The following is a 23,838-nucleotide window of genomic DNA, read 5'->3' as shown; positions in this document are numbered from 1 at the left end:
TCGATCATCCCTGCCCTCGTCAGTCGAGGCCGATCAGGCGCGCGGTGATCTGCGACGAGGGATCCTTGAGCGCGTCGATCACGGTAAAATGGTTCTGCCCGGGATCGACGACCAAGCGCGTCGGCACGTCGAAGCCGGTCCAGACATTGGCCAGCAGGTCGGACTGGCGGATGAATTCCGGCCGCTCGCTGCCGCCGACCCACGCCGTCACAGGCGAATGTCCGCGCGGCAGACGCAGGGCCACGCTTTCGAGGCTCGCCTCCTCCATGGTCATGCGCAGCGTCTCGTTCATCTTGGTCTTCAGCAGCGGCCGCAGGTCGTGCAGGCCGCTGATCGAAAGCGCGCCGGCGATGCGGTCGAAAACGGAAGGTTCGAGCCGGCTGTCGTCGCACAGCATGCGGGTGACGAGATGGCCGCCGGCGGAGTGCCCGGCGAGCCGGATCGGGCCCGCAACGAGCGAAGCGGCCTTCGCTATCGCGGCTGATATCTCCGCGGTGATATCGGAGATGCGCGCGGCAGGTGTCAGCGTGTAGCTCGGCAGGCAAACCGTCCAGCCGTGGTGCCGCGCGCCTTCGGCAAGATCGGTCCAGGTCGATTTGTCGAAACGCATCCAGTAGCCGCCATGGACGAACACGACGAGGCCCTTGCTATCGCCATCGGGCAGGATCAGGTCGAAACCCTGACGCTCGCCAGAGCCATAGGCGATGTCAGGGCGAAAGCCCTTCAGGGCGGCACGGTAGGCTGCCGCCCGCTCCGCCCATTGCGCCGGCATCTTGTCCGACCCCGGGATATGGGCCGAGTTGGCGTAAGCGTCATCCCAATCGCGCATTGTGTCTCCCTGGGACTCGTTCCGCGCACTGAGCAGCAGTCTGCCACCGGTCAGGGCGGCATCCTAGTCTTTATTTTAAGCTTAAAGGATTTGACAAACCCTGTTTCGGGCAGCGGTCGCTCCGGCCGAGATGCCGTCGGGTGGGCAACACGAAGCGTGCCCACGATTTTGGTCACGTCGGAGAAAACTCGTGGGCACGGCGCAAGAGCGCCTTTGCCCCGCCCTACGGCTCCTCGCGATGACGGCGCAGGCCTACGCCTTCTCCACCCCGCACCATTCCGCAATGAACAGCGCCATCGCCTTGGTGGTCTTCTTCAGCGAGTCCAGATCGACATATTCGTTGAAGCCGTGCATCTCGCCACCGCTGGCGCCGAAGCACAGGCTCGGGATGCCGTAGTTGAGGCCATAGAAGCGGGTGTCGGTGAGCGCGGTGAAGACGAGGTCCTCGACTGCGCCGCCATAGACCTTGTTGAAGGCCTTGCCGAAGACGGTTTCCGGCGCGCCGGCATCGGTCAGTTCATAACCTTCCGACAGGAATCCAGACCATTGCACCTCCGGCGGATTATTGGCAAGGAAGCGATGGTTGCGCGAGGCAGCCGCAACGCAGGCCAGAATTTCCTTCTGGTGATCGGCGACGGACCAGCCCGGCAGGATGGCGATGCGGCAATCGACGTCGCACCAGGCCGGCACACTGGAAGCCCAATCGCCGCCCTTGATGATGCCGGGGTTGAAGTTGATTGGGTGGTTGAGTGTCTTGAAGTAACGGTCGGCCTTGGCGCGCTCGTTCCACTCGATCTCGAGCTTCTGCAAAGCATGAATGAGGTGATACGCCGCCATGATCGCATTGGATCCTGAGCCGGCAAACGCGACGTGTGTCGGATGGCCTTTCACGCGCAGCCGAAACCAGATCACGCCGACTTGTGAGCGCACCATCTTGCCGGCGGTCGGCTCGGGGATGAAGCAGACATCGGCACGATAGCCGCGCTGGAGCGTCGAGAGCGCGCCGACACCGGTGCTCTCCTCCTCGATCACCGACTGGAAGTGAATCCGCGCCGTCGGCTTGAGGCCAGCGGCCTTGATCGCATCAAGTGCATAGAGCGCGCCAATGGTGCCCGACTTCATGTCGCAGGCGCCGCGGCCGAACATCTTGCCGTCCTTGATGACGGGCGAGAATGGCGGCGTATCCCACAATTCCAAAGGACCTGCCGGCACCACGTCGCAGTGGCCCTGGAGGATCAGCGATTTGCCGGCCTCTGTCATGGGACGGTATGTGCCGACCACGGTGCGTGCCTTGGAGAAATCGTGCTCGATCGGCCCGAAACCACGCAGATCCCTGAGATCATCGACATTAATATGCCAGTCGTCGACCTCGTAGCCGCGCGCACGCAGGAGGTCGCCAATCATGTCCTGGCACGGTCCCTCGGCCCCGCGGGTCGAGGGAATCGCGACGAAATCACGGGTGGTCGCAAGCTGGGCTTCGAAGCCGGCCTCGACGACGTCAAGAATCCTCTGCTGCGTGTCGGCATTCATCAGGCAACTCCGGGCATCCAAATGATCAAGGGTGCGCGCAAGCTAGCCGATTTCAGCCGTTCGGGTACTCCACAAAATAAGCATCCCGCAATGCATCCTCGAGCAGTCGGCCCTCCGAATAGCCATCCAGCGTCGCCGGCCGCTTCACGCCCTCAAGCAGGCGAGGGCACGGCTCCGGCGCCCCGAGGACGGTGCGGACCGGAATGCGTTCGGCATAGACAGGCAGTTCGTAGTCCTCCTCGTCGTCGGCGACACCCTTGGCACGGATTTTTGCGGAGGCTTCCTCGATCTCCATCGCGATGAAGGAGGTCGCCTTGATTTCCTGGGTGTTGCTCGGCCGCAGGGTGGCTGTGCGGCCCGGGAAGAAGCGGTCGACCATCGCGACCACCGCACGTTCTTTCTCCACGGGGTCGGTGACGAGATAGGCGGTGCCGAACGCCATCACGGCGCGGTAATCGGCGGAGTGGTTGAAGCCGCAGCGCGCCAGCACGAGGCTGTCGAGATGGGCGACCGTCAGGCAGACGCGCTCGCCTTTGGTCTGGTTGCGCAACATGCGGCTCGCGCTGGAGCCGTGCCAATAGAGCCTGGTCCCCTCGCGCCAGAAGAAGGTCGGCGTGCAATAGGGCTGGCCGTCGATCACATAGGAGACATGGCATAGCATCGAGGAATCCAGGATGCGGTGAACGGTAGCGTGATCGTAGAAGCCACGGTCGTGCCGCCGCTTGACATGGTTGCGCGCTGAGGTCGGATAGGAAATTTGGCTCACGGCCGCTCCTGTCGGGACTGGAAGAAATCCGGAGCAGTTGTAGCGGCGCATTTGGTCTGCGATTGTGCCAATTCCATGCAAAAAATTCCGACCAATTCCACCTCGCCGGCCAAAACCGAACTGCCGCTGAATTTCACCGGCCCGCACATCACCGCCGGCGCCTCCTCGGCGCACCGGCTGTATCAGGCGCTGTGCGAGATCATCGTCTCTGGCGTTGTCAAACCCGGCGAGCCGCTGCCGCCGTCGCGCTCGCTGGCCAGGCAGACAGGCTTTCGGCGCAACGCCGTCGTCACGGCCTATGAACGTCTGATCGCCGACGGATTTGCAGAGGCCACCATCGGCTCTGGCACCTTCGTTGCTGCGAACATTCCAGCACGCGCCGCCGCACCGAAGAGGCCGAAGGTAACCATTGAAACGCCCAGGCAAGGCGCGCTCTCGCTCGGCTGCACCCATATGGACGCGCGCGCAGTGCAGCGCTTTCGCGCATTCGTCGGCCGGCGCATGCGCGCGTTCGGCGCCGAGCATCTGCACTACGGCGACCCGCGCGGCAGCCGCGAGTTGCGTGTCGCGATTGCCGATCATCTGCTGTCAGCACGAGGGCTGCGCTGCGACCCCGATCAGATCATGCTCACGTCAGGCACGCTGCATACGCTGCGCATTGTGCTCGGCACGATCCTGAAGGCTAAGGATGAGGTCTGGTGCGAGGACCCCGGCTATCCCATCGCGCGCAAGACCATCGCGCAATGCGGCTATCGCACCGTGCCCATTCCCGTCGATGCACACGGCCTCTACGTCGGCCGGGGCCGCACGGTCGCTCCGGCTGCGCGCGCAGCCTATGTGACGCCATCGCACCAATTCCCGCTCGGTGTGCAGATGTCGATGTCGCGCCGGCTTGAATTGCTCGACTGGGCGAGGCAGGCCGGGGCCTTCGTGTTCGAGGACGATTACGACAGCGAGTTTCGCTATGACGGCGCGCCGCTGATGTCGCTGGCCGGCATCGATCGCCTCCAGCGCGTGATCTACATGGGCACCTTCGCCAAGACGCTGTTTCCGGGCCTGCGCATCGGCTATTGCGCCCTGCCCGAGCGTCTGATCGGCGACGTCACGGCCGCGCGCGCCGCGCTGGATCGCTTTCCCGGCACGCTGCTGGAAGGCGCGGTCGCCGACATGCTCAATTCCGGCGCCTTCGCGGCGAATTTGAAGCGCGTACGAAAGCTCTATCGTGAGGCGCGCGATGCGCTGGCGGAGACACTGGAAGCGGCGTCGGATGGTGCGCTGTCGGTTCCGATGCCGTCACAGGGCCTGCACCTCGTGGCGCAGTTCGATCCGTCGGTTGCCCCGGCGGTTGCAGCCGAGGCGAAAGAGGCCGCAGGCGCGGAAGGCTGGCTGCTTGCGGACACCTATGCGCGGACGCGGCCGCTGCCCGGTTTCGTGCTGGGATTTTCCGGACACCCGGTTCCGCGACTGGTCGCTGCCGCGGAACGGCTGGCGCGGGAAGCGCGCGCCGCCTTGCGCAACAAGGGCAGATCCGCCCGACGGGCGTGACGAAAGGTTGACTATCGGAATCGCTGTTCGGTCCTTAGCATCACGGCAATCGATTCCGGGATTCCTTTTCATGTCACATGTCACGACATTCGGCCGCGCAACCTGCCTGGCGCTCCTGATCTTCTCCATGCTTGCTCCGGCGGCCTACGCAACGACCGTCGGACGTGAGCAGGATATCGTCGATCTCAAGCTCGGCCAGCGCGTGCAGGTGGATGACGGAACCTGCCCGGCCGGGCAGGTCAAGGAAGTGCGCGGTTCGAAGATGACCGACAAGGGCGTCGTGCGAACGGCCACATGCGTGGCGCGGTTCGGCCCGAAGTCGAGATGACTGCTTAAGACTTCGCCGGATCGAACATGCACTGCAAGGTCGGCTTGGCGATCTTGGTGAAGGTCGCGCCGATTTCGCCTTGCTTTGCCGCCGGCACCCAATCGGTTTCGATGGTGGGCACACCGGTCTCGCTGATGCCGCGCAGCAGAGCCTCGCGCAGGTCCCGATCCTCGACGACGGCCGCGGCATGATCATGCAGACAACCGCAGACCTCTTCCGGATGCTCCCAGCGCCCGAGCATGCGCGGCGCGCATTGCCGCACGAATTCGGTACGTGGATCCGGCAACCGGCTGGGTGCGCGAACTTGCGCCTGAACGGAGTTGATCGTCAGAACGGACAGGAACGCTGCGGCGCAGAAACGAAGATACATGGTGGCCTTGCCGGCTGATTTTCTTGTTGGTGATCAGAAGTGCCCCGCGAGGACAATGGGCTGCGACGACGCCGTCGTGACCGGCGAGCCGCTGTACTGGAAGGTCCCAATTCCGGGGAGATTCCCGTCCGGCGAACCGGCGAGCGAGGAGCCAGCGAGCACAAAGCCGAAAGCAAGGATGAAGCTGAGCGCGCGCATGGATATGTCTTTCGAATTGGGGGGCCGGCGGTGCGCCGTCGTCGTTGTGATGCTGATAACCATCAGCGGTTTCGTGCGTGATGCGCTCAAAGCCGAAAATGGTTTCGTTCCCGGTGAGAATTGTTTCGTCGGCCGCGACACGACGAAACAATTCCGGGAAAACTTCAATCATTTCAGATGGGACGCCTGACTCTTTGCACCTGCTTGAGAACGACATTCAGGCTGGTTGAAGCCGCGCGGTCACATCCACGACGTCAGCGCTTCACATGCATTTTACGGTTTTCTGCTGAAGAAAATCGCAAAAGGCCGGGATCGATCGCCCGCGACCGAAGCCTTGGAAATCGAAAGGCCCGTCATCAACGGGGCACATACAGATAGAGGGATGGCCATCATGATGGCGCAAGATCGCGCAACGGTGCGCGACGCGGCGCGGCCTGCGGACCGTGCCGATCGACACGTCAACCACCGTACCGGCTCGCCCGGCGCGATGGCGCTGCAAGCAGGACGCGGCTACGAGGCTGCGCCGCAGGCGTTCGTGCGGCTGAGCGGCTCACACCTCGTGAAACCGCGCATCAGCCGCGATCACGTCACTGAGTAAAGAAGTCTCCGCACTTCTGAATGTTCGCGTCAGCCGGCCCCCAGGGCATGATCGGCACCGTCGAGGTCGAGTTCTTCGGTGATCCCTCGATCAGCTTGTCGGAATACACCATATAGACCAGCACATTGCGCTTGACGTCGCAGCCGCGCACGATCTGCATTTTCTTGAAGAAGATCGAGCGCCGCTTGCGGAACATGTCGTCGCCCTGCTCCATCTTGTCCTTGAACTTGATCGGACCGATCTGACGGCAGGCGAGCGAGATGTCCGAAACCTCCTCTGCAAGACCCAGCCAGCCCTTGAAGCCACCCTTCTCCGGCACCGTGAAATGACAGGCCACGCCCTCGACCTCGGGATCGTCGAGCCCATAGGTCGCGAGCTTGTCGTTTGGGCTCATCCATTTGAACACGGTGGAGCGGCGGAAAATCAGATCCGGCTCGTCGGCGGCCAGCGCGGAGGTCGCAGGCGCAACCAACAGCAATAAAAATAAAATGAGGTCTTTCAAATAGATGCCGAAAAGACCGAGGAAACGAGGTGACATGAAGTTCTCCAGTAACAAGTCCTGGCAATGTAGGCATGGCGCGGCCGATCAGGAAGGTGACGAAAGCCGGCCGCGGCCTCCGTTTACCGCTCTGTGAGGCTTTTTTGCTACGTCCTGGACAAATGTAGCTGATGGCAGAACCGCCATGGTGGTGAACGCGTATCCCCTCTGCGAGACTAACGTCTGATTTGGATTGTGGATTCGAGGAATGAATAGCGTGAACGGATCCCGTTTTGCTGCAGCGCCGGCACGGCTGTGGCAGGTCGCAATTTTGGCTGCGGCAGGTGCCATGGGGACGGCGAACCAGGCGGAAGCCGCTTTTTACTATTGGACGGATTATTCCGACGGGTCCTATGGACGGCAGGAGCGGTATCCTGAGGAGCCGCGACAGAAACCGCAAAAGCGCAGTTCGGCAACCGTCAAGAACAAGAAAGCGGCTGTCGTCGAGAAGGAGACCGGCGCGAAGCCGCAAGGCCCCCTCGTCATTGTCGTCTCGATCGATCGTCAGAAGGTGACGATCTACGACGCCAACGGCGTGTTCGCGGAATCGCCAGTATCGACCGGCATGAAGGGCCACTCGACGCCGATGGGCGTCTTCAGCGTCATCCAGAAACACAAATTCCACCACTCCAACATCTATAGCGGCGCGCCGATGCCGTACATGCAGCGGATCACCTGGTCCGGCGTCGCCATGCATGCAGGCGTGCTGCCGGGCTATCCGGCCTCGCACGGCTGTATCCGCATGCCGATGGCATTCGCGGTTAAGATGTGGAATTGGACCAAGATGGGCGCGCGCGTGATCGTTGCGCCCGGCCAGATGACGCCGCAAAGCTTCTCGCATCCGATGCTGGCCTCACTGCGCGTCCCGCCGCAGCCGGCCGCCAGCCTCGAGCCGGCGACGGGCGGAGGCGACAAGACGGACAAGGGCGCGTCCGAGACCCAGGTCACGGACGCCAAGCCGGTCGAGACCAAATCTTTCGAGACGAAGACCGCCAGCGCTGACGGCGCGCTTGAGCTGCGCTCCACCGTCGGACATGCCGTGATGTCGGATGTGACCACGGGCAATGCGGCGGTCCGCGGGGAAGCAGCCAAGAGCAATGACACAGCGACCACTGAGGTGAAGCCCGCAGACGTCGCGGAAGCTCCCGGGGCAGCCTCAAACGACAAGCCAGCTGACATGGTCAAGGCAGCGAAGCCGGAATCGACCGATGCTCCGAAAGCCGACGCACCGAAGACGGCCGCCGCTTCAGCGCCAGCCAAATCCGAACCGGTCAAGACTGACACGACGACCTCGACAAAACCCGACGCGGGTGTGACCGCAACTGCGCCGGCGCAAGCTGATTGGCCTGAGGCGAAGGAAGACCCGACCCGCGTCGCCGATCCCGCACCATCCGTGAAGCCGGACCTGCCGAAGCGGTCCGGCCAGATTGCGGTGTTCATCAGCCGCAAGGATTCCAAGCTCTATGTGCGGCAGAATTTTGCACCGCTGTTCGATGTGCCCGTGACGATCGCGGCGAGTGATCGGCCGCTCGGCACGCACGTTTTCACCGCCGAAGTCGACAAAACCGATTCCAATGCGCTGCACTGGTCGGTGGTGTCCCTGCCCGTTGCCGTCCGCGCCGCGGCCCGCGACGATGATGGCCATGTGGTGCGCCGCCTTCGCGGTGCCGCCGTAATCCCCGTTGCCGCAAAGCCGGTGATCACGCCGGACAGCCCCGCCGAGGCACTGGACCGCATTACGATCCCTGCCGATGCCATGGCGAAGATCAACGAAATGCTCACCACGGGCGGTTCGGTCATCGTCTCCGATCAAGGCATCAACCAGGGCGAGACGGGCGAAGGCACCGATTTCATCGTCCGCCTGTACTGAGCAACCGCCGCATCCGATAACGTGGTGTTGAGCGGGCCGCTCCGATCAGCGGAGTAAGCTCGCCCCCGGATCACATCCGGGGGACACCGCCATGCTGAACCGCAGAATCCTGCTCACTACAGCGCTCTTCGCAGCAGCCACATCGGCAACGCGCGCACGGGCCGATGGCGGGATGAGCCGGGTTTCCGCTTACGCCTTCTCCTTCCCTGCCTTGTCCGGCGACGACATTCGCCTCGCCGCGTTTACCGGCAAGCCGCTGCTGGTCGTGAACACGGCCTCGCTGTGCGGCTACACTCCCCAGTATGCCGGCCTGCAGGAACTCTGGAGCGAGTTTCGCGAACGCGGCCTCACCGTGATCGGCGTGCCCTCCAACGATTTCGGCGGCCAGGAACCGGGAGGCGCAAACGAGATCTCGGAGACCGCCCACCACCAATATGGTGTTACCTTCCCTGTTGCCGCCAAAGCCGTCGTGGTCGGAGCGAAGGCACATCCGTTCTACAAATGGGCCGCCGAGGCACGGCCAAAGGAGGTTCCGCGCTGGAACTTCCACAAATACCTGATCGGTCGCGATGGCTACATCGCCGACGTGTTTCCCTCCGCCGTCGAGCCGGCGGACACCCGGATCAAGACGGCAATTGCGAGAGCCTTGGCTGACGGCTGATGCGCCGCACGCGTACGACCGCATCAAATAGGCTTGGGCACAATTGAGGCGAAGCGTCAAACAGCCGTTGCAATAGCGATGGGCCACCATCTAGGCTAGGATGATCTGGGGCAGGATGGGTTTGGCCGCAGGCAAAAAGCCGCGGCGGAACAACGGGATCAATCTCGAGGATAACACCATGCGTGTGGCGGCAAGACTGATTTTGGCAAGCGCGGTATCTGTTGCGCTCACAGGCGCGGCATGGTCGCAGACCCCGGCCGCGAAACCCGTAGCCGCGACGCCAGCGGCAGCGACGGCCGCAGTTCCGGCTCCAGTAGCTGCAGCGCCCGCCGCTGCACAATCCGCGGCCTTCCCACCACCGCCACAACAGGCGCCGCAGCCGGCGCGCGCCGCCTGCACCAATCCGAACGCGCTGGGCGTTGCCCGCACCGTCGAGATCGACACCACGGGCGGTCCCGGCTTCGGCTTCGAGCATTTCAAGGAGCTCGACTTTCTGCGCGACCACGAAGTGGTGCTGACCTTCGACGACGGCCCCTGGTTGGGCAATACACCTGCGGTGCTCAAGGCACTCGCCGATGAATGCACCACTGGCATCTTCTTCTCGATCGGCAAGCACGCGACCTATTATCCGGAAATCCTCAAGGACGTGTACAAGGCCGGCCACACGATCGGTGCCCACACCTGGTCGCACGCCAATCTCAACAACAAGAAACTCACCGAGCAGCAGAAGAAGGATGAGATCGAGAAGGGATTCAGTGCGGTCAAATGGGCGCTCGGCGGCATCTCGCCGTCGCCGTTCTTCCGCTTCCCGGCGCTGCAGCACCCGCCGGAGATGGTCACCTATCTCGGCCAGCGCAACATCGCGATCTTCTCCTGCGATCTCGACTCCTTCGACTTCAAGGCGAAGAATGCCAAGCAAGTCATCGACGTCACCTTCAAGAAGCTCGACAAGCAGGGCAAGGGCATCATCCTGATGCATGACTTCCACAAGCATACTGCGGAAGCGCTGCCCGAGCTGCTGCATCGCCTGAAGACGGAGGGCTACAAGGTCGTCGCGATGCGCGCCAAGACTCCCGTGGCGACCCTGCCGGAATACGACCGGGAGATCCTCAAGGACGATATCAAGCTGCCGACGGTCAGCCAACGCCCGGTCAACAGCGTCGTGACAACGGTCTCCGAATAGCCGCCGCATTGTCTTTCCGGTTCGAAGGCTACGTCATCGTCTCGGCGGACGGCATGCTTGCCGACGCCGGTCACGTCATGCCCGACAGTCTGAAGTTCGAAGGCGACAAGCTGTTCTTCGAGCAGGCGCTTGATGGCGCCGCGCTGGTCGTGCACGGCCGCCACTCGCACGAGCAGCAGCCGAACTCGCCCAAACGCAAGCGGCTGATCCTGACCCGCAAGATCAAGGCCCTCACCGTCGATCCCGAGATGCCGAACGCGACCTTGTGGAATCCGGCGCATGCGAGCTTCGAGGAGGCCTGCGCCTTTGCCGATGTCGCCGCGGGGCGGATCGCGATCATCGGCGGCCCCGACGTGTTCGAGATGTTCATGGACCGCTACGACACGTTCTGGCTGTCGGAAGCCCCGCATGTCGCGTTGCCCGGCGGCGAAGGCTGCTTCGTCGAGGTACCCAAGCGGACGCCGCAGGAGGTGCTCAGATCGCATGGGATGAATCCGGGCACGCCTTACATGCTCGACGCGGCGAATGACGTGACCGTCACGCCGTGGCGGCGAGACTAGCGCTTACACGTCGCCATAGGCGGCCTCGGCCGGACGGGTGACGCGGCCATAGCCCATGATCATGAACAGCGCGCCGATGATCGAGAGATTCTTCAGCGCGTCGACCACGATCGCCGCGTTCTCAGGCGCCGTCTGATTCCAGAAATCGGAGAACAGGACGGTCGAGACCGCGATGTAGATAATCATCAGCATCGCGAAGAAGCGCGCGCCGAAATTCAGCGCGATCATCAGCCCCGCCAGAATCTGGAGCCCGCCGAGCGCGATCGCGAGCAACTGCGGCGTGGTCATCGCAGTCGCGGTCTCCACCTGCTTCGCATAGGGCGCGATCACCTCGGGTACCACGATCTTGCCGGCGATGAAGTCGGCCGTCGCCTGGAGCGGGAAGAACTTGGTCGCGCCCGTGTAGATGAACAGCACCGCGAACAGGATTCTCCCGAAAGTCACGAACGCTGGCATGGTCGGCCTCTTGGCAAAACGCTGAGCACGGGACGCCTGCGGATTATGAAGAGTCCGATTGCGGTTTTCAAACGGCGAAATGGAAAACTGAAAGTTATTTCAAAAGTGGTGCGGTTGATGCACCTTCTCCCCTTCTTGTGGGAGAAGGTGGCGCGAAGCGGCGGATGAGGAGTTGCATCCTCGCACACCAATCGGGAGATGGAATCGCAGAGAGAGACACCCCGCACCCATCTCGCCGCTGGCGCGGCGAGCCACCGTCTCCTACAGGGGGAGAGGGTGAGACGGCCCCTTATGTGAACAACGTCGGCTGCTGCCGCGCTGCACGCTCCTGCGCTTCGACGACGGCGACAGCCGTCATGTTGAGGATGCCGCGCGCGGTCACCGAGGGCGTCAAGATATGCGCGGGCAGCGCCGGGCCGATCAGGATCGGGCCGACGGGCAGCGCATCCGCCAGCGACTTGATCATCTGATAGGCGACGTTGGCGGTATCCAGGCTCGGCATGATCATGATGTTGGCCTCGCCCTCCAGCTTGGAGTGCGGCAGCACCATCTTTCGCGCCGCAGCGGAGAGCGCGGTGTCGCCCTGCATCTCGCCGTCAGCCTCGATCTCTGGATGCTTCTCCTTCAAGAGCTGGGTCGCTCGCCGCATCTTGCGCGAGGACTCGGTATCGTAGCTGCCGAAGTCCGAATGCGAGACGAAGGCGATCTTCGGCTTGATATTGAAGCGCTGCACGTGGACCGCCGCGAGCGAGGCGATCTCGGCAAGCTCTTCCGCGCTCGGATTGGGCCTCACCTGCGTGTCGGCGATGAAGAAGGCGCCTTTGCTGGTGATCAGCAAGGCCAGTGCGGCGTAGTCGCTGATGCCGGGCGAGAAGCCGACGATCTCGCGAACGTGGCGCAGATGACTCATGTAGCGGCCCTCGACGCCGCAGAGCATCGCATCCGCCTCCCCGCGCGTCACCGCGAGCGCGGCGATCACCGTGTTGTTGGTGCGCACCACCGTGCGCGCCGCATCCGGCGTCACACCGCGACGGCCGGCGACCTCGACGTACGACTGCACATAGGAGCGGTAGCGCGGATCGTCCTCGGGATTGACGAGGTCGAAATCCTTGCCCGCCTTGATCGACAGGCCGAAGCGCTTGATGCGCGCCTCGACCACCGAAGGACGGCCGACCAGGATCGGCCGCGCCAGATTCTCTTCCAGCACCACTTGGGTGGCGCGCAGCACGCGCTCGTCTTCGCCTTCGGCGTAGATCACGCGCACCGGCTGGGTCTTGGCCTTGGCGAACATCGGCTTCATGACGAGGCCGGAGCGGAAGGCGAAGCGCTCGAGCAGCGCGGTGTATTCGTCGAAATTGGTGATGGGGCGCGTCGCCACGCCTGATTCCATCGCGGCCTTGGCGACGGCCGGCGCGATGCGCAGGATCAGCCGGGGATCAAACGGGCTCGGGATCAGCGAGCCCGGACCGAAACCTTGCGTTTCGCCGGTGTCAAAGCCCTGCGCCACCGCATCCGACGGAGCTTCGCGCGCGAGCTGCGCGATGGCCTCGACGGCAGCGTGCTTCATCTCCTCGTTGATGGCGCTGGCACCGACATCGAGCGCACCGCGGAAGATGAAGGGGAAGCAGAGGACGTTGTTGACCTGGTTCGGGTAGTCGGAGCGGCCGGTGCAGATCATTGCATCGGGACGCACCTTGCGCGCCTCCTCCGGCATGATCTCCGGGGTCGGGTTGGCGAGCGCCATGATGAGCGGCTTGTCGCCCATCGCCTTTGCCATCTCGGGCTTGAGCACGCCCGGCGCCGAAAGCCCGATGAAGATGTCGGCGCCGCCGATGACGTCGCCGAGCGTGCGCTTGTCGGTCTTCTGTGCATAGACCGCCTTCCAGCGGTCCATCGAGGTGTTGCGGCCCTCATGCACGAGGCCATCGATGTCGCAGACCCAGATGTTCTTGCGCTGGGCGCCCATCGACACCAGCAGGTTCAATGTCGCCAGCGCGGCCGCCCCTGCCCCCGATGCCACAATCTTGACGTCGGACAGCTTCTTGCCGTTCAGCCTGAGACCATTGGTGATCGCGGCGGCCACGATGATCGCGGTGCCGTGCTGGTCGTCATGGAAGACCGGGATCTTCATGCGCTCCTTCAGCCGCAACTCGATCTCGAAGCACTCAGGTCCGCGGATATCTTCCAGATTGATGCCGCCGAAGGTCGGCTCCAGCGCCGCCACGGTCTCGACCACGCGATCGATGGTGTCGGCGGCGATCTCGATGTCGAACACGTCGATACCGGCGAATTTCTTGAACAGGACGGCCTTGCCTTCCATGACGGGCTTGGACGCGAGCGGGCCGATATTGCCAAGGCCCAAGACCGCGGTGCCGTTCGAGACCACCGCGACCAGATTGGCGCGGGTCGTCAGGGTCGCGGCTTCCGCCGGGTTCTTGGCGATCTCGGTGCAGGCGGCCGCGACACCCGGGGAATAGGCAAGCGCGAGGTCGCGCTGGTTGGCGAGCGGCTTGCTCGCCTGGATCTCGAGCTTTCCGGGGCGCGGCAGACGGTGATAGGCCAGCGCCGCCTGGTGGAGATCATCAGAATAGGACGACATGCGGTCTCTTGCCTCGCGTTACCGGCCTCAAAATGCATCATCCGGAACGGCCGCCCACGAGGCGGTATTTCCCGGGCCGTGGAAACGGGATGAAGCACGGCCGAAGGCCCGGTGGCAACATCCGATTGCGCCCCCATCAACAGGGCATGCCGTCAAATATCTGATAGCGCTAGCTTTCCCTGGACGAAGCGATGTTTCCCGAATATGGCAGGTTGCGCAGCGCGCAACGAACAACTGGAGCTTGGAATGAAGCGGATCCTGATTGGCCTGATCATGGCAGCCGTGCTCGCCGCAGGCGGATGGTTCGGCTCTAACCTCTACGCCAAGCATCGCGCCACTACCCAGATAGAGGCGGCCTTCGAGCAGATCCGTAAGCAGGGCGGCAAGGCGAGCCACGGCAAGATCGGGTTCGACCTTTCGAGCCGCACGCTGACGATCGAGGACATCGTCATCGATCCCGGCAAGGAGCCACAGGCGCAGATCAAGATCGCCGGCATCAGGGGCACGGGCGTTCGCCTGGCCGACGATGCCAGCTTTTCGGCCGACAGCATCGACATCACCGGCTTCGAGGTCGCGCTGGACCAGGTCGGCCCGGCAAAACTGAAGGCGTCCTACAAGATCCCGCAGCTCACGATGCGCGACTATGCTGGCCCTGTTCACGTTTGGACCGCGCCGGCGGACAATTCCCTGATCGAGATGTACCGCTACGCGCTCGATCGGTACGTCGCCATCAACGCGTCATCCCTCACGGCCCCGACACTGACAATCACCTTCGATTCCAACGGCACGGCCGGCGGGAGTGGTGAGGTCACCTATTCGGGACTTGCGATGCAGAACCTGACGCACGGCAAGATCGACGTGATGAAATTCGATCGCGCGATCCTTTCGATCGACGTGAAGCAGCCTGGCAAGCCTGACAAGCTGACGGGCGAGCTGTCGAACATCGTCGTCAATGATTTCGATGCGACCGCGCTCCGCGCCACGCTTGATCCGCAGTCGACCAGTGATGAGAGCTACCATCGCGTCTACCGCCAGGTCTCGGCAGGTCCCTATGTGCTCAAGTCGGCGAAAGGGGTGCGCGTCGATATCGACAGCTTCAGCATGAGCGACATCGCCGTGCAGCCGTCGAAATTCCGGCTGGCCGACCTGTTTGCGGCGCTGCCCCACGACAAATCAGCCCCTCCAACGCCGGCACAAGCGCATGAGATGATGGAGAAGGTTGCCGGCTTCTATGAAGGCCTCCGCATCGGCAAGATCGAGATCGGCAAGACCTCGATGGCAGCGCCGCAAGGCACAGGCAGCATCAATCTGGTCAGATACCAGGACGGCGAATTCGCCGTGGAAGGCGTCGACACGCCGTCCTCGCAGGGTCGGTTCAAGATGGAGCGGTTCGCGCTGAAGTCCTTCAGCGTCGCGAACCTGGTGCGCTGGGCAGCCGGTCTCACCACCCCCGGGCGGGCACCCGCGCCGGATCAGATGCTCGGGCTGTTCGGTGTGCTGGCAGGCGCGGAGATCAAGGGCGTGACGGCGCCTTTCAAGAACACGAAAAAGCTCGTCACGGTCGACACGCTGAGCCTGGACTGGGGTCAGCTGATCGGCTCGATCCCGAGCAAGGCGCATGTGGTGGCCAGATTTGTCACGCCTACCGATCCGTCCGATCCGAAGCAGCTTCCGTTGCTGGCGGCCGGCATCGACAAGCTCGCGATCGACCTCGATCTCGGCGCGGTCTGGACCGAGTCCTCCAACAGCTTTGCCCTGACGCCGGCGACCCTCGACATCGGCGGGATCGCGAGGGCACAATTGCACGTTGCACTCGACAACGTGCCGCGGGAGGTGTTTTCGTCAGATCCCGCCCAGCTCATGGGGCAGGCTGTCAGGATTGAGGCAGGCTCGCTCGAGTTCTCGCTGCGCGACAATGGCGCCGTCGAGGTCGCAGCGACACAATACGCACGCAGCAAAAATGTCAGCCGCGACGCCGCACGTCAGGCGCTCGCCGACGAGGTCAGAATGCATCGGGAGGAGATCGCCTCCGCTAACGCGGATGCAGGCGCTGCCGTGGATGCCATCGCAAGCTTCGTCGAGACGCCGGGCCAGACGCTCGTCCTCAAGCTCACGCCGCGCGCCAAGGTGCCGCTGATGCAGATGATGCAGCTGCTGCAAACCGATCCGCAAACCGCGCTGGCCCAATTCAAAATCGAGGCGTCGACGGGGCTGTAGGTCTCGTGTCCCGGACGCGCTGCAGCGTGAAACGCTGCTGCGCAGAGCCGGCACCCAGAATGCGACGCGGTACTCTGCGAGATATTGGCCCCTGCAGCTCACCGCTGAAGTAGCGCTGCGCTGCGTCCGAGGCACGAACCTCACTTCTGCGGCAGGTTGACCCGCACATGCAGCTCGCGGAGCTGCTTGGTGGTGGCTTCCGACGGCGCGCCCATCAGCAGGTCCATGGCCTGCTGATTCATCGGGAACAGCGAGATCTCGCGCAAATTCGTGGTGCCACAGAGCAGCATCACGATGCGGTCGACACCCGCGGCCATGCCGCCATGCGGCGGGGCACCGTACTGGAAGGCGCGGTACATGCCGCCGAAGCGATCGACCACTTCCTGTTCGCCGTATCCCGCGATCTCGAACGCCTTCACCATGGCTTCCGGCACGTGGTTGCGGATACCGCCCGAAGCGATCTCATAGCCGTTACAGGTGATATCGTACTGGAACGCCTTGATGGTCAGCGGGTCCTGCGACTTCAGCGCCTCCAGGCCGCCCTGAGGCATCGAGAACGGGTTGTGCGAGAAGTCGACCTTCTTGTCGTCCTCGTTGTACTCGTACATCGGGAAGTCGACGATCCAGGCGAGCTCGAACCGCTCCTTGTCGGTGAGGTTCAACTCCTCGCCGACCTTGTTGCGGGCGAGGCCCGAGAATTTCCAGAACTTGTCGGGATCGCCGGCGACGAAGAAGGCGGCATCGCCTTCCTTGACACCGAGCTGGGCGCGGATCGCAGCGGTGCGCTCGGGTCCGATGTTGTTCGCAAGCGGACCCGCACCCTCGCCGCCCTCGCGCCACATGATGTAGCCGAGGCCGGGCTGTCCCTCGCCCTGCGCCCACGAGTTCATGCGGTCACAGAAAGCGCGGCTGCCGCCGCCCGGCGCCGGAATCGCCCAGACCTGGTTCTTGGGATCCTCGAGCATGCGCGCGAACACCTTGAAGCCGGAGCCGCGGAAGTGCTCGGAGACGTCCTGCATCTCGATGGGGTTGCGCAGATCCGGCTTGTCGCTGCCGTATTTGCGCAGCGCTTCGGCGAACGGAATCCGCCGCCAGCCCTTCGTCACGGGCTTGCCCTTCGCGAATTCCTCGAACACGCCTGTTATCACCGGCTCCATCGCCGCGAACACGTCTTCCTGCGTGACAAAGCTCATCTCGACGTCGAGCTGGTAGAACTCGCCCGGCAGACGGTCGGCGCGCGGATCCTCGTCGCGGAAGCAGGGCGCGATCTGGAAATAACGGTCGAAGCCCGACATCATCAGCAGCTGCTTGTACTGCTGCGGGGCCTGCGGCAACGCGTAGAACTTGCCGGGATGGATGCGCGAAGGCACCAGGAAGTCGCGCGCGCCTTCCGGCGAGGACGCGGTCAGGATCGGCGTGTTGAACTCGAAGAAGCCCTGCCCCTCCATGCGCCGGCGCATCGACTTGATGATCTCGATGCGCGTCATGATGTTCTGGTGCAGCTTCTCGCGACGGAGGTCGAGGAAGCGGTACTTCAGGCGAATGTCTTCGGGATATTCCTGGTCACCGAACACCGGCAGCGGCAGATCGCCGGCCGGGCCCAGCACCTCGATGTCACTGACATAGACCTCGACCTTGCCGGTCGGCAGGTCATCATTGTCGGTGCCCTCGGGGCGGCGACGGACCTTGCCGTCCATCTTGACCACGAATTCCGAGCGCAGCTTTTCGGCGAGCGAGAAGGCCGGCGAGTCCGGATCGACCACGCACTGGGTCAGGCCGTAATGGTCGCGCAGATCGATGAACAGCACGCCGCCATGGTCGCGGACACGATGGACCCAGCCCGAGAGGCGGATGGTCTCGCCGATGTTGCTCTCGCGGAGCGCGCCGCATGTATGTGACCGGTAGCGATGCATGGTCGTCCCAAAATCAATGTCGGAGGATACGAATCGGACGGCCTGAAACGACCGGTCCGAAGTTGCGGCAGGGTTTACCCGACGAGGCCGGAGGCGGCAACCAAGGGAACGGCCTGATTTGCGGGTGGGGGCCGCCATTTTTGCCCAATCCGGGTCCTTCCCTTTGCCATCGGGCGTTCCCCGCCTATCTTGACGGTATGACAGTCCATTTCCCCTTCCAGAACTCCTATTCGGCCCTGCCGGACAGCTTCTTTGCCCGTGTCGCGCCGACCCCGGTGGCCGCGCCCCGGCTGATCAAGCTGAACCGGCCGCTGGCGGTCCTGCTCGGGCTCGATCCGGACCTGCTGGAGACCCCGGAAGGGGCCGAGATCCTGGCCGGCAAGACAGTTCCCGCCGGCGCCGATCCGATCGCGATGGCCTATGCCGGCCACCAGTTCGGGCATTTCGTGCCCCAGCTCGGCGACGGCCGCGCCATCCTGCTTGGCGAGGTCATCGACATCGATGGCGTCCGCCGCGATATCCAGCTCAAGGGAAGCGGCCCCACCCCGTTCTCCCGCCGCGGCGATGGCCGCGCGGCGCTCGGGCCGGTGCTGCGCGAATACATCGTCAGCGAAGCCATGTACGCGCTGGGGATTCCGACCACGCGCTCGCTCGCCGCGGTCGTCACCGGCGAGCACGTCATCCGCGAGGCCGCGCTGCCCGGCGCGGTGCTGACGCGCATCGCCTCGAGCCATATCCGGGTCGGCACCTTCCAGTTCTTCGCCGTCCGCCGCGATACCGATGCGATCCGCCGGCTCGCCGACCATGTGATCACCAGGCACTATCCGGACCTGCTCCACGCCGAAAGACCCTATCACGCGCTGCTCGCTGCCGTCGTCGCGCGCCAGGCGGAGCTCATCGCGCGCTGGCTGCTGGTCGGCTTCATCCACGGCGTGATGAACACCGACAATACGTCCATCTCCGGCGAGACCATCGACTACGGCCCCTGCGCCTTCATGGACGCCTACAACCCCGCGCAAGTGTTCTCCTCGATCGACGAGATGGGCCGCTACGCCTATGCCAACCAGCCGCGCATCGGCTTGTGGAATTTGACGCGGCTCGCCGAATGCCTGCTGCCGCTGTTCTCCGATGAGCAAGAGAAGGCGGTCGCGGAGGCGCAGGACATTCTCGGCGCCTTCTCAGACACGTTCAGCGCCGCCTATCAGGCCGGCCTGCGCAGGAAGATCGGCCTGTTCACCGAGCGCGATGGCGACGAGGCCCTGATCCAGGACCTGCTCGACGCCATGGCCAAGAACCAGGCCGACTTCACCCTCACCTTCCGCAAGCTCGGCGACGCCGCCGCTGATGAGGCAGCCGACGTGCGCGCACAGTTCATGGATCCCGCAGCCTTCGACGAGTGGGCCGGACGCTGGCGCGCGCGCATCGCGCTGGAGCCGCAGAACGCGACTGAACGGCAAGCCGCGATGCACGCCGTCAACCCGGTCTTCATCCCGCGCAACCACCGCGTCGAGGCCGTGATCCAGGCCGCGGTGAATGACGACAATTACGCGCCGTTCGAGGAGTTGGTGAAGGTGCTGGCCAAGCCCTACGAGGACCAGCCGGAGTACGCCGCCTACGCCGATCCGCCGCTGCCGGACCAGCGCGTGTTGCAGACGTTCTGCGGGACGTGATCAAAAATCGAGATCGGCACTCAGGACTGACCCGCTCGACGATTCCGTGATCATCAGCGTCTCGCCCGTCCGGCCCAGCGCGAGGTTCGTGCAGGTCGATCCGGCGCAGGACTTGATCCGCGCGATGCACTCACCATTCGGCGCCATGACAAACACGTGGCCGAGCGATGCGTGTGCGACGAACAATCGTTCCTGGCGGTCCATCGTCAACCCGTCCGGTCCGCTGGTGCCGAAGAACGAGCAGAACCGCCCGACCTTAGCGACGCCGCCGTCATGCATTAGCGGCACACGCCAGACGCTGTTGTCGCGCGTCATCGCCACGAACAGCACCGTCTCGTCCGGATTCAGTACCAGACCATTCGGGCTCGGCCCATTGGCGATCAGGCAGTCGAGACGTCCGTCGGCGCGCAGGCGGAACACCCGACCGCTCGGATCATGCAGTCCAGTCTGGCCCTGATCGGTGAAATAGACATCGCCGTTCGACGCGATGTGCAGGTCGTTGCAGCCTTTGAAGGACTCCGAGTTGCGATGCGCCAGGATTGGCCTGATCGTGCCGCGCCCGGGATCGAGCTCCATGATGCCGTTCATGTAATCGGCCACGAGAATGCGGCCGTCCGGCGCCATCTTCAGGCCGTTCGGCCATCCCCGATATTCCATGATCAGAGACCATGTCCCCTCAGGCGCGATCCGGAAGATGCGGCCGAACGGAATGTCGACGACGTACAGATTGCCATTCGCATCGTAGGCCGGCCCCTCGATGAAACTGTCGACGGGACGGCCGCCGCGGTTGGCATCGGCCCAGTCCGAGCGAACGCCGGTGCGACGAAATTCCGGCGGCATCGCCGAGAACACGCTGGTCTCAAGCCGCCGCGGCGGCGTGTCGAGATACATCATGGCCGTTCGCCGAGCGCGCGGTGCGGCTGGCCCTCATATTTGTAGGCGAACTGCTTCGGCATCGGCCCCTTGTTGCGGTCCTTACGCCCGGTCTGCTCCCAGGCATGCGCGAGAATGCCGACTGCGCGCGACAGGCAGAAGACGCCTCGCGCCAGCGGCGGCGCAAAGCCGAGCTCGCCATAGATGACCGCGGAGGCGCCGTCGATGTTCATCGGGATCAGCTTGCCCTTGCGCGCCTGCATCACGCGCTCGATCGCGCGCGCGGCTGCAGCATAGCGACCACCAATGCTGCCCTCATTCGCTGCCGCATCCACCAGTGCGAGCAACGGCGCGGCACGCGGGTCGACCGAGTGAAAGCGGTGGCCGAAGCCCGGCAGGTACTTGCTACGGGTCGCGGTGAAATGGTCAATGGCCGCGCCAGCCGCTGCATCGATCTCCTCAGTTTCGCTTCGCCGCAACACGTCGTCATAAAGCTCGACCGCCTGCTCGCCGGCGCCGCCATGGACGTCGTCGAGCGTGTTGATGGCGGAGGCCATCGCGCCATTGAGCGGCAGGCCGCAGCTCACCGCCATCTGGGCGATCGCAATCGACGGGGCATGCGGGCCATGGTCGACGGAGGCGACCAGCGCAGCTTGCAGCAGCCGCTCCTGCACCGCCGTTGGCAGCTCCCCGCGCAGCAGCAGCCAGATCATCGCCGGAAACGAAATCCGGCCGATCAGGTCCTGGATCGGATAGCCCCGATAGGCAATGCGCCCGGGGCCAATATCGCAGATCGACGTTCGCCACCATTGCGCGGCCGCATCCCGCAGTGCGGTTTCATCGCTCATGGTGCCCCCCAGTGGCTTGCTCTACCTTCTTTCCAGCAACCGCTCCGCTCGCCACGAGCTGGGCGATGGCCGCCGCGGAGTAGCCGAGTTGCGCCAGCCAGCGTTTGGTGTCGGCGCCGAGCTCGGGCGGCAACGTCGGCACCGGAAAGTCCTCGTCGAGCCGGAAGCCCGGCCGCGTGATCCGCAGCGGTTTTCCGTCGTCCCGCTCTGCCGGCAATGCTTCGACAAATCGACGCTCGAGCAACTGCGGCTGAGTAAGGATTTGCGGCACCGTCAGCACGCAGCCTGCCGGCACGCCGACCGCGTTAAGCTCGCGCTCCCAATCCTCCGCCGCCTTCGCGCCCAGCGCATCGTTCAGCGCTACGTTCAGGGCTGCGCGGTTGGCCTTACGCGTCTCGCGTCTGGCGAAGCGTGGATCGGTCGCGAGCTCGGGCCGGCCGACCAGATCGCACAAAGTCTGAAACTGCTTCTGCTCGTTGGCTGCGATGTTGAGCGGCCCCGTCGCGGTCCTGAACGTGCCGGAGGGCGCGGCGGTGAAATTCTCGTTGCCCATCGGCTCCGGTTCGACGTCGGCGTTGAGGTGGTTGGAAACAACCCAGCCCATCGCGGCAACGGTGGCCTCCAGCAGTGACACGTCGATGAAGTGGCCGCGGCCGGTTTGCCGCTGATCGACCAGCGCGGAACTGATGGCAAAGGCCGCGGTCAGTCCGGCGATGGTATCGGAGATCGGAAATCCCGTGCGCAGCGGGGCGGACTGCGCATCGCCCGTCAAGCTCATCGCACCCGACAGACCCTGCACGATCTGGTCATAGGCCGGCCGCTTCGCCCATGGCCCGGTCTGGCCGAAGCCCGAGATCGCGCAATAGACCAGCCGTGGATTGTGCCGGCTCAGCACTTCGTAACCGAGGCCGAGCCGCTCCATCACCTTGGGTCGAAAATTCTCCAGAACGACGTCTGCCTTGGCGACGAAGCGCAGGAACACCTCCCTCCCCGCCTCCGACTTCAGATCGAGCGCAACCGACTGCTTGCCGGCGTTGACGGCGACGAAGGACAGGCCCTGGAGCCGCTCCGCCTGCGTCGGATCGGCGCCGAGGCGTCGCGCCAGGTCGCCGCCATCAGGTTTCTCGATCTTGATCACCTCGGCGCCGAGGCGCGAGAGGTGGTAGCCGCAGAACGGACCCGCCAGCACGTTGGACAGGTCGAGGACGCGGATGCCGGTGAGCGGCAAGGACATTCCGTTGGCCCCTTACTTCAGTTGCTCGGCAGCGCGCTCGGCGAAGCGGTTGGTGAAGGTCTTGGTGAGGTCGATCTTGGCGGCCGCGATCTTGGGATCGTAGTCGCTCAGGACTGCGAGCGGGACCTTGGCGGCTTCGACGTCCATCTGGCCGGTCTGCGAGAACAGCGCCTTCGAGGCCTTCAGGATTTCGATGTTCACGTCGCGATTGTCGGTCTTGTAGCCGGCGGGGATCGCATCGACGAGCTGCTCGGTCGGGACCGAGTTGATCCAGCGGTGCGTCTTCAGAAGCGCGTTGACGAGACGCTGCACGGTCTCCGGATTCTTGTCGATGAACGACTGCTGGAGATAGAGGCAGGCTGTCGGATAGATGCCGCCGAAGGCCTGCTTTGAGCCCTCGATCGTGCGCGCGTCGAACAGCGGCGTCGCGGAGCCGTTGCGTGCCAAGAGCGTCGCGACCGGATCGAAATAGACGAGCGCGTCGATGTTCTTGGCTTCGAGCGCAACCATGCCCGGCGCGCCGCTGCCGACCGCGATAATGTTGACATCGCGCGGCCCGAGCCCGGCCTTCTTGATGTAGTAGCGCGCCATGGTGTCTGTCGACGAGCCGGGCGCGGTAATGCCGAGCTTGAGCCCCTTCAGGTCAGCTCCGGTCTTGACCTTGTCGGCGAGATCGTTGCGTACGCCAAGCAGGACGCCTGGAATGTCGTTGAGCAGGAATACGCAGGAGATCTCCTTGCCTTGCGCCCGCATCTGGATCGTGTGGTCGTAGAAGCCGACGGTGCCGTCGACGGAACCGCCAATCAGCGCCTGGAGTGCCTTCGAGCCGCCGGCCTGGAAATTCTCGACGGTGACATCGAGCCCCTCCTCCTTGAACATGCCGAGCTTCACGCCGAGTTCGAGTGGCATGTAGTTGAGGATCTGGGAGCCGACGGCGACCTTGAGCCTCGTCTTTTCGGGTTCGCCGGCCTGCGCAGACAGGACGGAAAGACAGATCGCCGATATGGCCAGGATCAGCCGGGTGAAGACGCGCATGCGAACCTCCATGATTA

The 23,838-nt window shown here is 64.0% G+C and carries 22 protein-coding genes; 10 read left to right on the top strand and 12 right to left on the bottom strand.

Translation table 11 applies throughout. From position 1 onward, the window contains the following. Positions 1-19: 19 nt before the first annotated feature. The 3 genes from XH88_RS04445 to XH88_RS04435 all read right to left on the bottom strand — a co-directional run bounded on the left by XH88_RS04445 (position 20) and on the right by XH88_RS04435 (position 3,176). Positions 20-829 (bottom strand): alpha/beta hydrolase, encoded by an 810-nt coding sequence (locus XH88_RS04445; RefSeq protein WP_271614184.1) that lies wholly within the window; start codon positions 827-829, stop codon positions 20-22. 252 nt (positions 830-1,081) lie between these two features. Next, positions 1,082-2,359 carry an ArgE/DapE family deacylase gene (locus XH88_RS04440; protein WP_271614183.1) on the bottom strand — a complete coding sequence of 426 codons (1,278 nt, stop codon included), beginning with the start codon at positions 2,357-2,359 and terminating at the stop codon, positions 1,082-1,084. Positions 2,360-2,411: 52 nt separating this feature from the next. Beyond that, complete coding sequence (locus XH88_RS04435; protein ID WP_271614182.1) at positions 2,412-3,176, bottom strand: pyridoxamine 5'-phosphate oxidase family protein; 765 nt, start codon at positions 3,174-3,176, stop codon at positions 2,412-2,414. Between the two features lie 24 nt (positions 3,177-3,200). Between XH88_RS04435 and pdxR the strand changes: the two genes are divergently transcribed. Then, the gene (gene pdxR / locus XH88_RS04430; RefSeq protein ID WP_271614181.1) at positions 3,201-4,670 is read left to right on the top strand and encodes a MocR-like pyridoxine biosynthesis transcription factor PdxR; all 1,470 of its coding nucleotides are present in this window, start codon (positions 3,201-3,203) and stop codon (positions 4,668-4,670) included. 70 nt (positions 4,671-4,740) lie between these two features. Beyond that, positions 4,741-4,998, top strand: a complete 258-nt coding sequence (locus tag XH88_RS04425; RefSeq protein ID WP_271614180.1) for a DUF6719 family protein — start codon at positions 4,741-4,743, stop codon at positions 4,996-4,998. A gap of 4 nt (positions 4,999-5,002) precedes the next feature. Here XH88_RS04425 and XH88_RS04420 read toward each other — a convergent pair whose 3' ends face one another. Then, a complete protein-coding gene (locus tag XH88_RS04420; protein ID WP_209961678.1) occupies positions 5,003-5,368 on the bottom strand; it encodes a hypothetical protein in 366 nt (121 codons plus the stop codon). Here XH88_RS04420 and XH88_RS04415 point away from each other — a divergent pair. Both XH88_RS04415 and XH88_RS04410 read left to right on the top strand, forming a co-directional pair. After that, positions 5,367-5,756, top strand: a complete 390-nt coding sequence (locus XH88_RS04415) for a hypothetical protein (RefSeq protein WP_271614179.1) — start codon at positions 5,367-5,369, stop codon at positions 5,754-5,756. The genes XH88_RS04420 and XH88_RS04415 overlap by 2 nt on opposite strands. A 36-nt stretch (positions 5,757-5,792) precedes the next feature. Continuing rightward, a complete protein-coding gene (locus XH88_RS04410) occupies positions 5,793-6,164 on the top strand; it encodes a hypothetical protein (RefSeq protein WP_271614178.1) in 372 nt (123 codons plus the stop codon). Here the strand turns inward: XH88_RS04410 and XH88_RS04405 are convergent. Next, a complete protein-coding gene (locus XH88_RS04405) occupies positions 6,154-6,702 on the bottom strand; it encodes a CreA family protein (RefSeq protein WP_271614177.1) in 549 nt (182 codons plus the stop codon). The two genes, XH88_RS04410 and XH88_RS04405, sit on opposite strands and share 11 nt — an antisense overlap. Before the next feature lie 208 nt (positions 6,703-6,910). On the opposite strand from XH88_RS04405, the gene XH88_RS04400 reads away from it, so the two are divergent. The 4 genes from XH88_RS04400 (at position 6,911) to XH88_RS04385 (ending at position 10,976) form a co-directional block, all read left to right on the top strand. Further along, positions 6,911-8,572 carry a L,D-transpeptidase family protein gene (locus XH88_RS04400; RefSeq protein ID WP_271614176.1) on the top strand — a complete coding sequence of 554 codons (1,662 nt, stop codon included), beginning with the start codon at positions 6,911-6,913 and terminating at the stop codon, positions 8,570-8,572. Between the two features lie 91 nt (positions 8,573-8,663). After that, complete coding sequence (locus tag XH88_RS04395) at positions 8,664-9,233, top strand: glutathione peroxidase (protein WP_271614175.1); 570 nt, start codon at positions 8,664-8,666, stop codon at positions 9,231-9,233. Positions 9,234-9,411: 178 nt separating this feature from the next. Further along, positions 9,412-10,416 (top strand): polysaccharide deacetylase family protein, encoded by a 1,005-nt coding sequence (locus tag XH88_RS04390; protein WP_271614174.1) that lies wholly within the window; start codon positions 9,412-9,414, stop codon positions 10,414-10,416. Between the two features lie 8 nt (positions 10,417-10,424). After that, positions 10,425-10,976 (top strand): dihydrofolate reductase, encoded by a 552-nt coding sequence (locus tag XH88_RS04385; protein ID WP_271614173.1) that lies wholly within the window; start codon positions 10,425-10,427, stop codon positions 10,974-10,976. A gap of 3 nt (positions 10,977-10,979) precedes the next feature. Here XH88_RS04385 and XH88_RS04380 read toward each other — a convergent pair whose 3' ends face one another. Together XH88_RS04380 and XH88_RS04375 are read right to left on the bottom strand one after the other, a co-directional pair. Next, positions 10,980-11,432 carry a DoxX family protein gene (locus XH88_RS04380; protein ID WP_271614172.1) on the bottom strand — a complete coding sequence of 151 codons (453 nt, stop codon included), beginning with the start codon at positions 11,430-11,432 and terminating at the stop codon, positions 10,980-10,982. 289 nt (positions 11,433-11,721) lie between these two features. Continuing rightward, positions 11,722-14,031: an NADP-dependent malic enzyme gene (locus XH88_RS04375; RefSeq protein WP_271614171.1), complete on the bottom strand. Its 2,310-nt coding sequence runs from the start codon at positions 14,029-14,031 to the stop codon at positions 11,722-11,724. A gap of 246 nt (positions 14,032-14,277) precedes the next feature. Between XH88_RS04375 and XH88_RS04370 the strand changes: the two genes are divergently transcribed. Further along, complete coding sequence (locus XH88_RS04370) at positions 14,278-16,248, top strand: hypothetical protein (RefSeq protein WP_271614170.1); 1,971 nt, start codon at positions 14,278-14,280, stop codon at positions 16,246-16,248. 140 nt (positions 16,249-16,388) lie between these two features. Here the strand turns inward: XH88_RS04370 and aspS are convergent, their stop codons facing one another. Beyond that, the gene (gene aspS / locus XH88_RS04365) at positions 16,389-18,161 is read right to left on the bottom strand and encodes an aspartate--tRNA ligase (RefSeq protein WP_271614169.1); all 1,773 of its coding nucleotides are present in this window, start codon (positions 18,159-18,161) and stop codon (positions 16,389-16,391) included. Between the two features lie 197 nt (positions 18,162-18,358). Here aspS and XH88_RS04360 point away from each other — a divergent pair, with 197 nt between their 5' ends. Continuing rightward, complete coding sequence (locus tag XH88_RS04360) at positions 18,359-19,831, top strand: protein adenylyltransferase SelO (RefSeq protein WP_271614168.1); 1,473 nt, start codon at positions 18,359-18,361, stop codon at positions 19,829-19,831. On the opposite strand, the gene XH88_RS04355 is transcribed toward XH88_RS04360, so the two are convergent. Genes XH88_RS04355 through XH88_RS04340 form a run of 4 tightly spaced genes read right to left on the bottom strand, consistent with a single transcriptional unit; the run spans position 19,832 to position 23,821 of the window. After that, positions 19,832-20,725 (bottom strand): SMP-30/gluconolactonase/LRE family protein, encoded by an 894-nt coding sequence (locus tag XH88_RS04355; protein ID WP_442868408.1) that lies wholly within the window; start codon positions 20,723-20,725, stop codon positions 19,832-19,834. It lies immediately after the preceding gene. Then, entirely contained in the window at positions 20,722-21,552 is an 831-nt protein-coding gene (locus XH88_RS04350) for a citryl-CoA lyase (RefSeq protein ID WP_271614167.1), read from the bottom strand. Before XH88_RS04350 ends, XH88_RS04355 begins: the two co-directional genes overlap by 4 nt. Further along, positions 21,542-22,786 (bottom strand): CaiB/BaiF CoA transferase family protein, encoded by a 1,245-nt coding sequence (locus tag XH88_RS04345; RefSeq protein WP_271614166.1) that lies wholly within the window; start codon positions 22,784-22,786, stop codon positions 21,542-21,544. Before XH88_RS04345 ends, XH88_RS04350 begins: the two co-directional genes overlap by 11 nt. Positions 22,787-22,798: 12 nt before the next feature. After that, a complete protein-coding gene (locus tag XH88_RS04340) occupies positions 22,799-23,821 on the bottom strand; it encodes an ABC transporter substrate-binding protein (protein WP_271614165.1) in 1,023 nt (340 codons plus the stop codon). Positions 23,822-23,838 lie beyond the last annotated feature (17 nt).

The sequence above is a fragment of the Bradyrhizobium sp. CCBAU 51627 genome (assembly GCF_028128765.1).
GTDB lineage: Bacteria > Pseudomonadota > Alphaproteobacteria > Rhizobiales > Xanthobacteraceae > Bradyrhizobium.
Note: the sequence above shows the minus strand (reverse complement) of the source record. Positions and strands in the feature narration are given on the sequence as shown.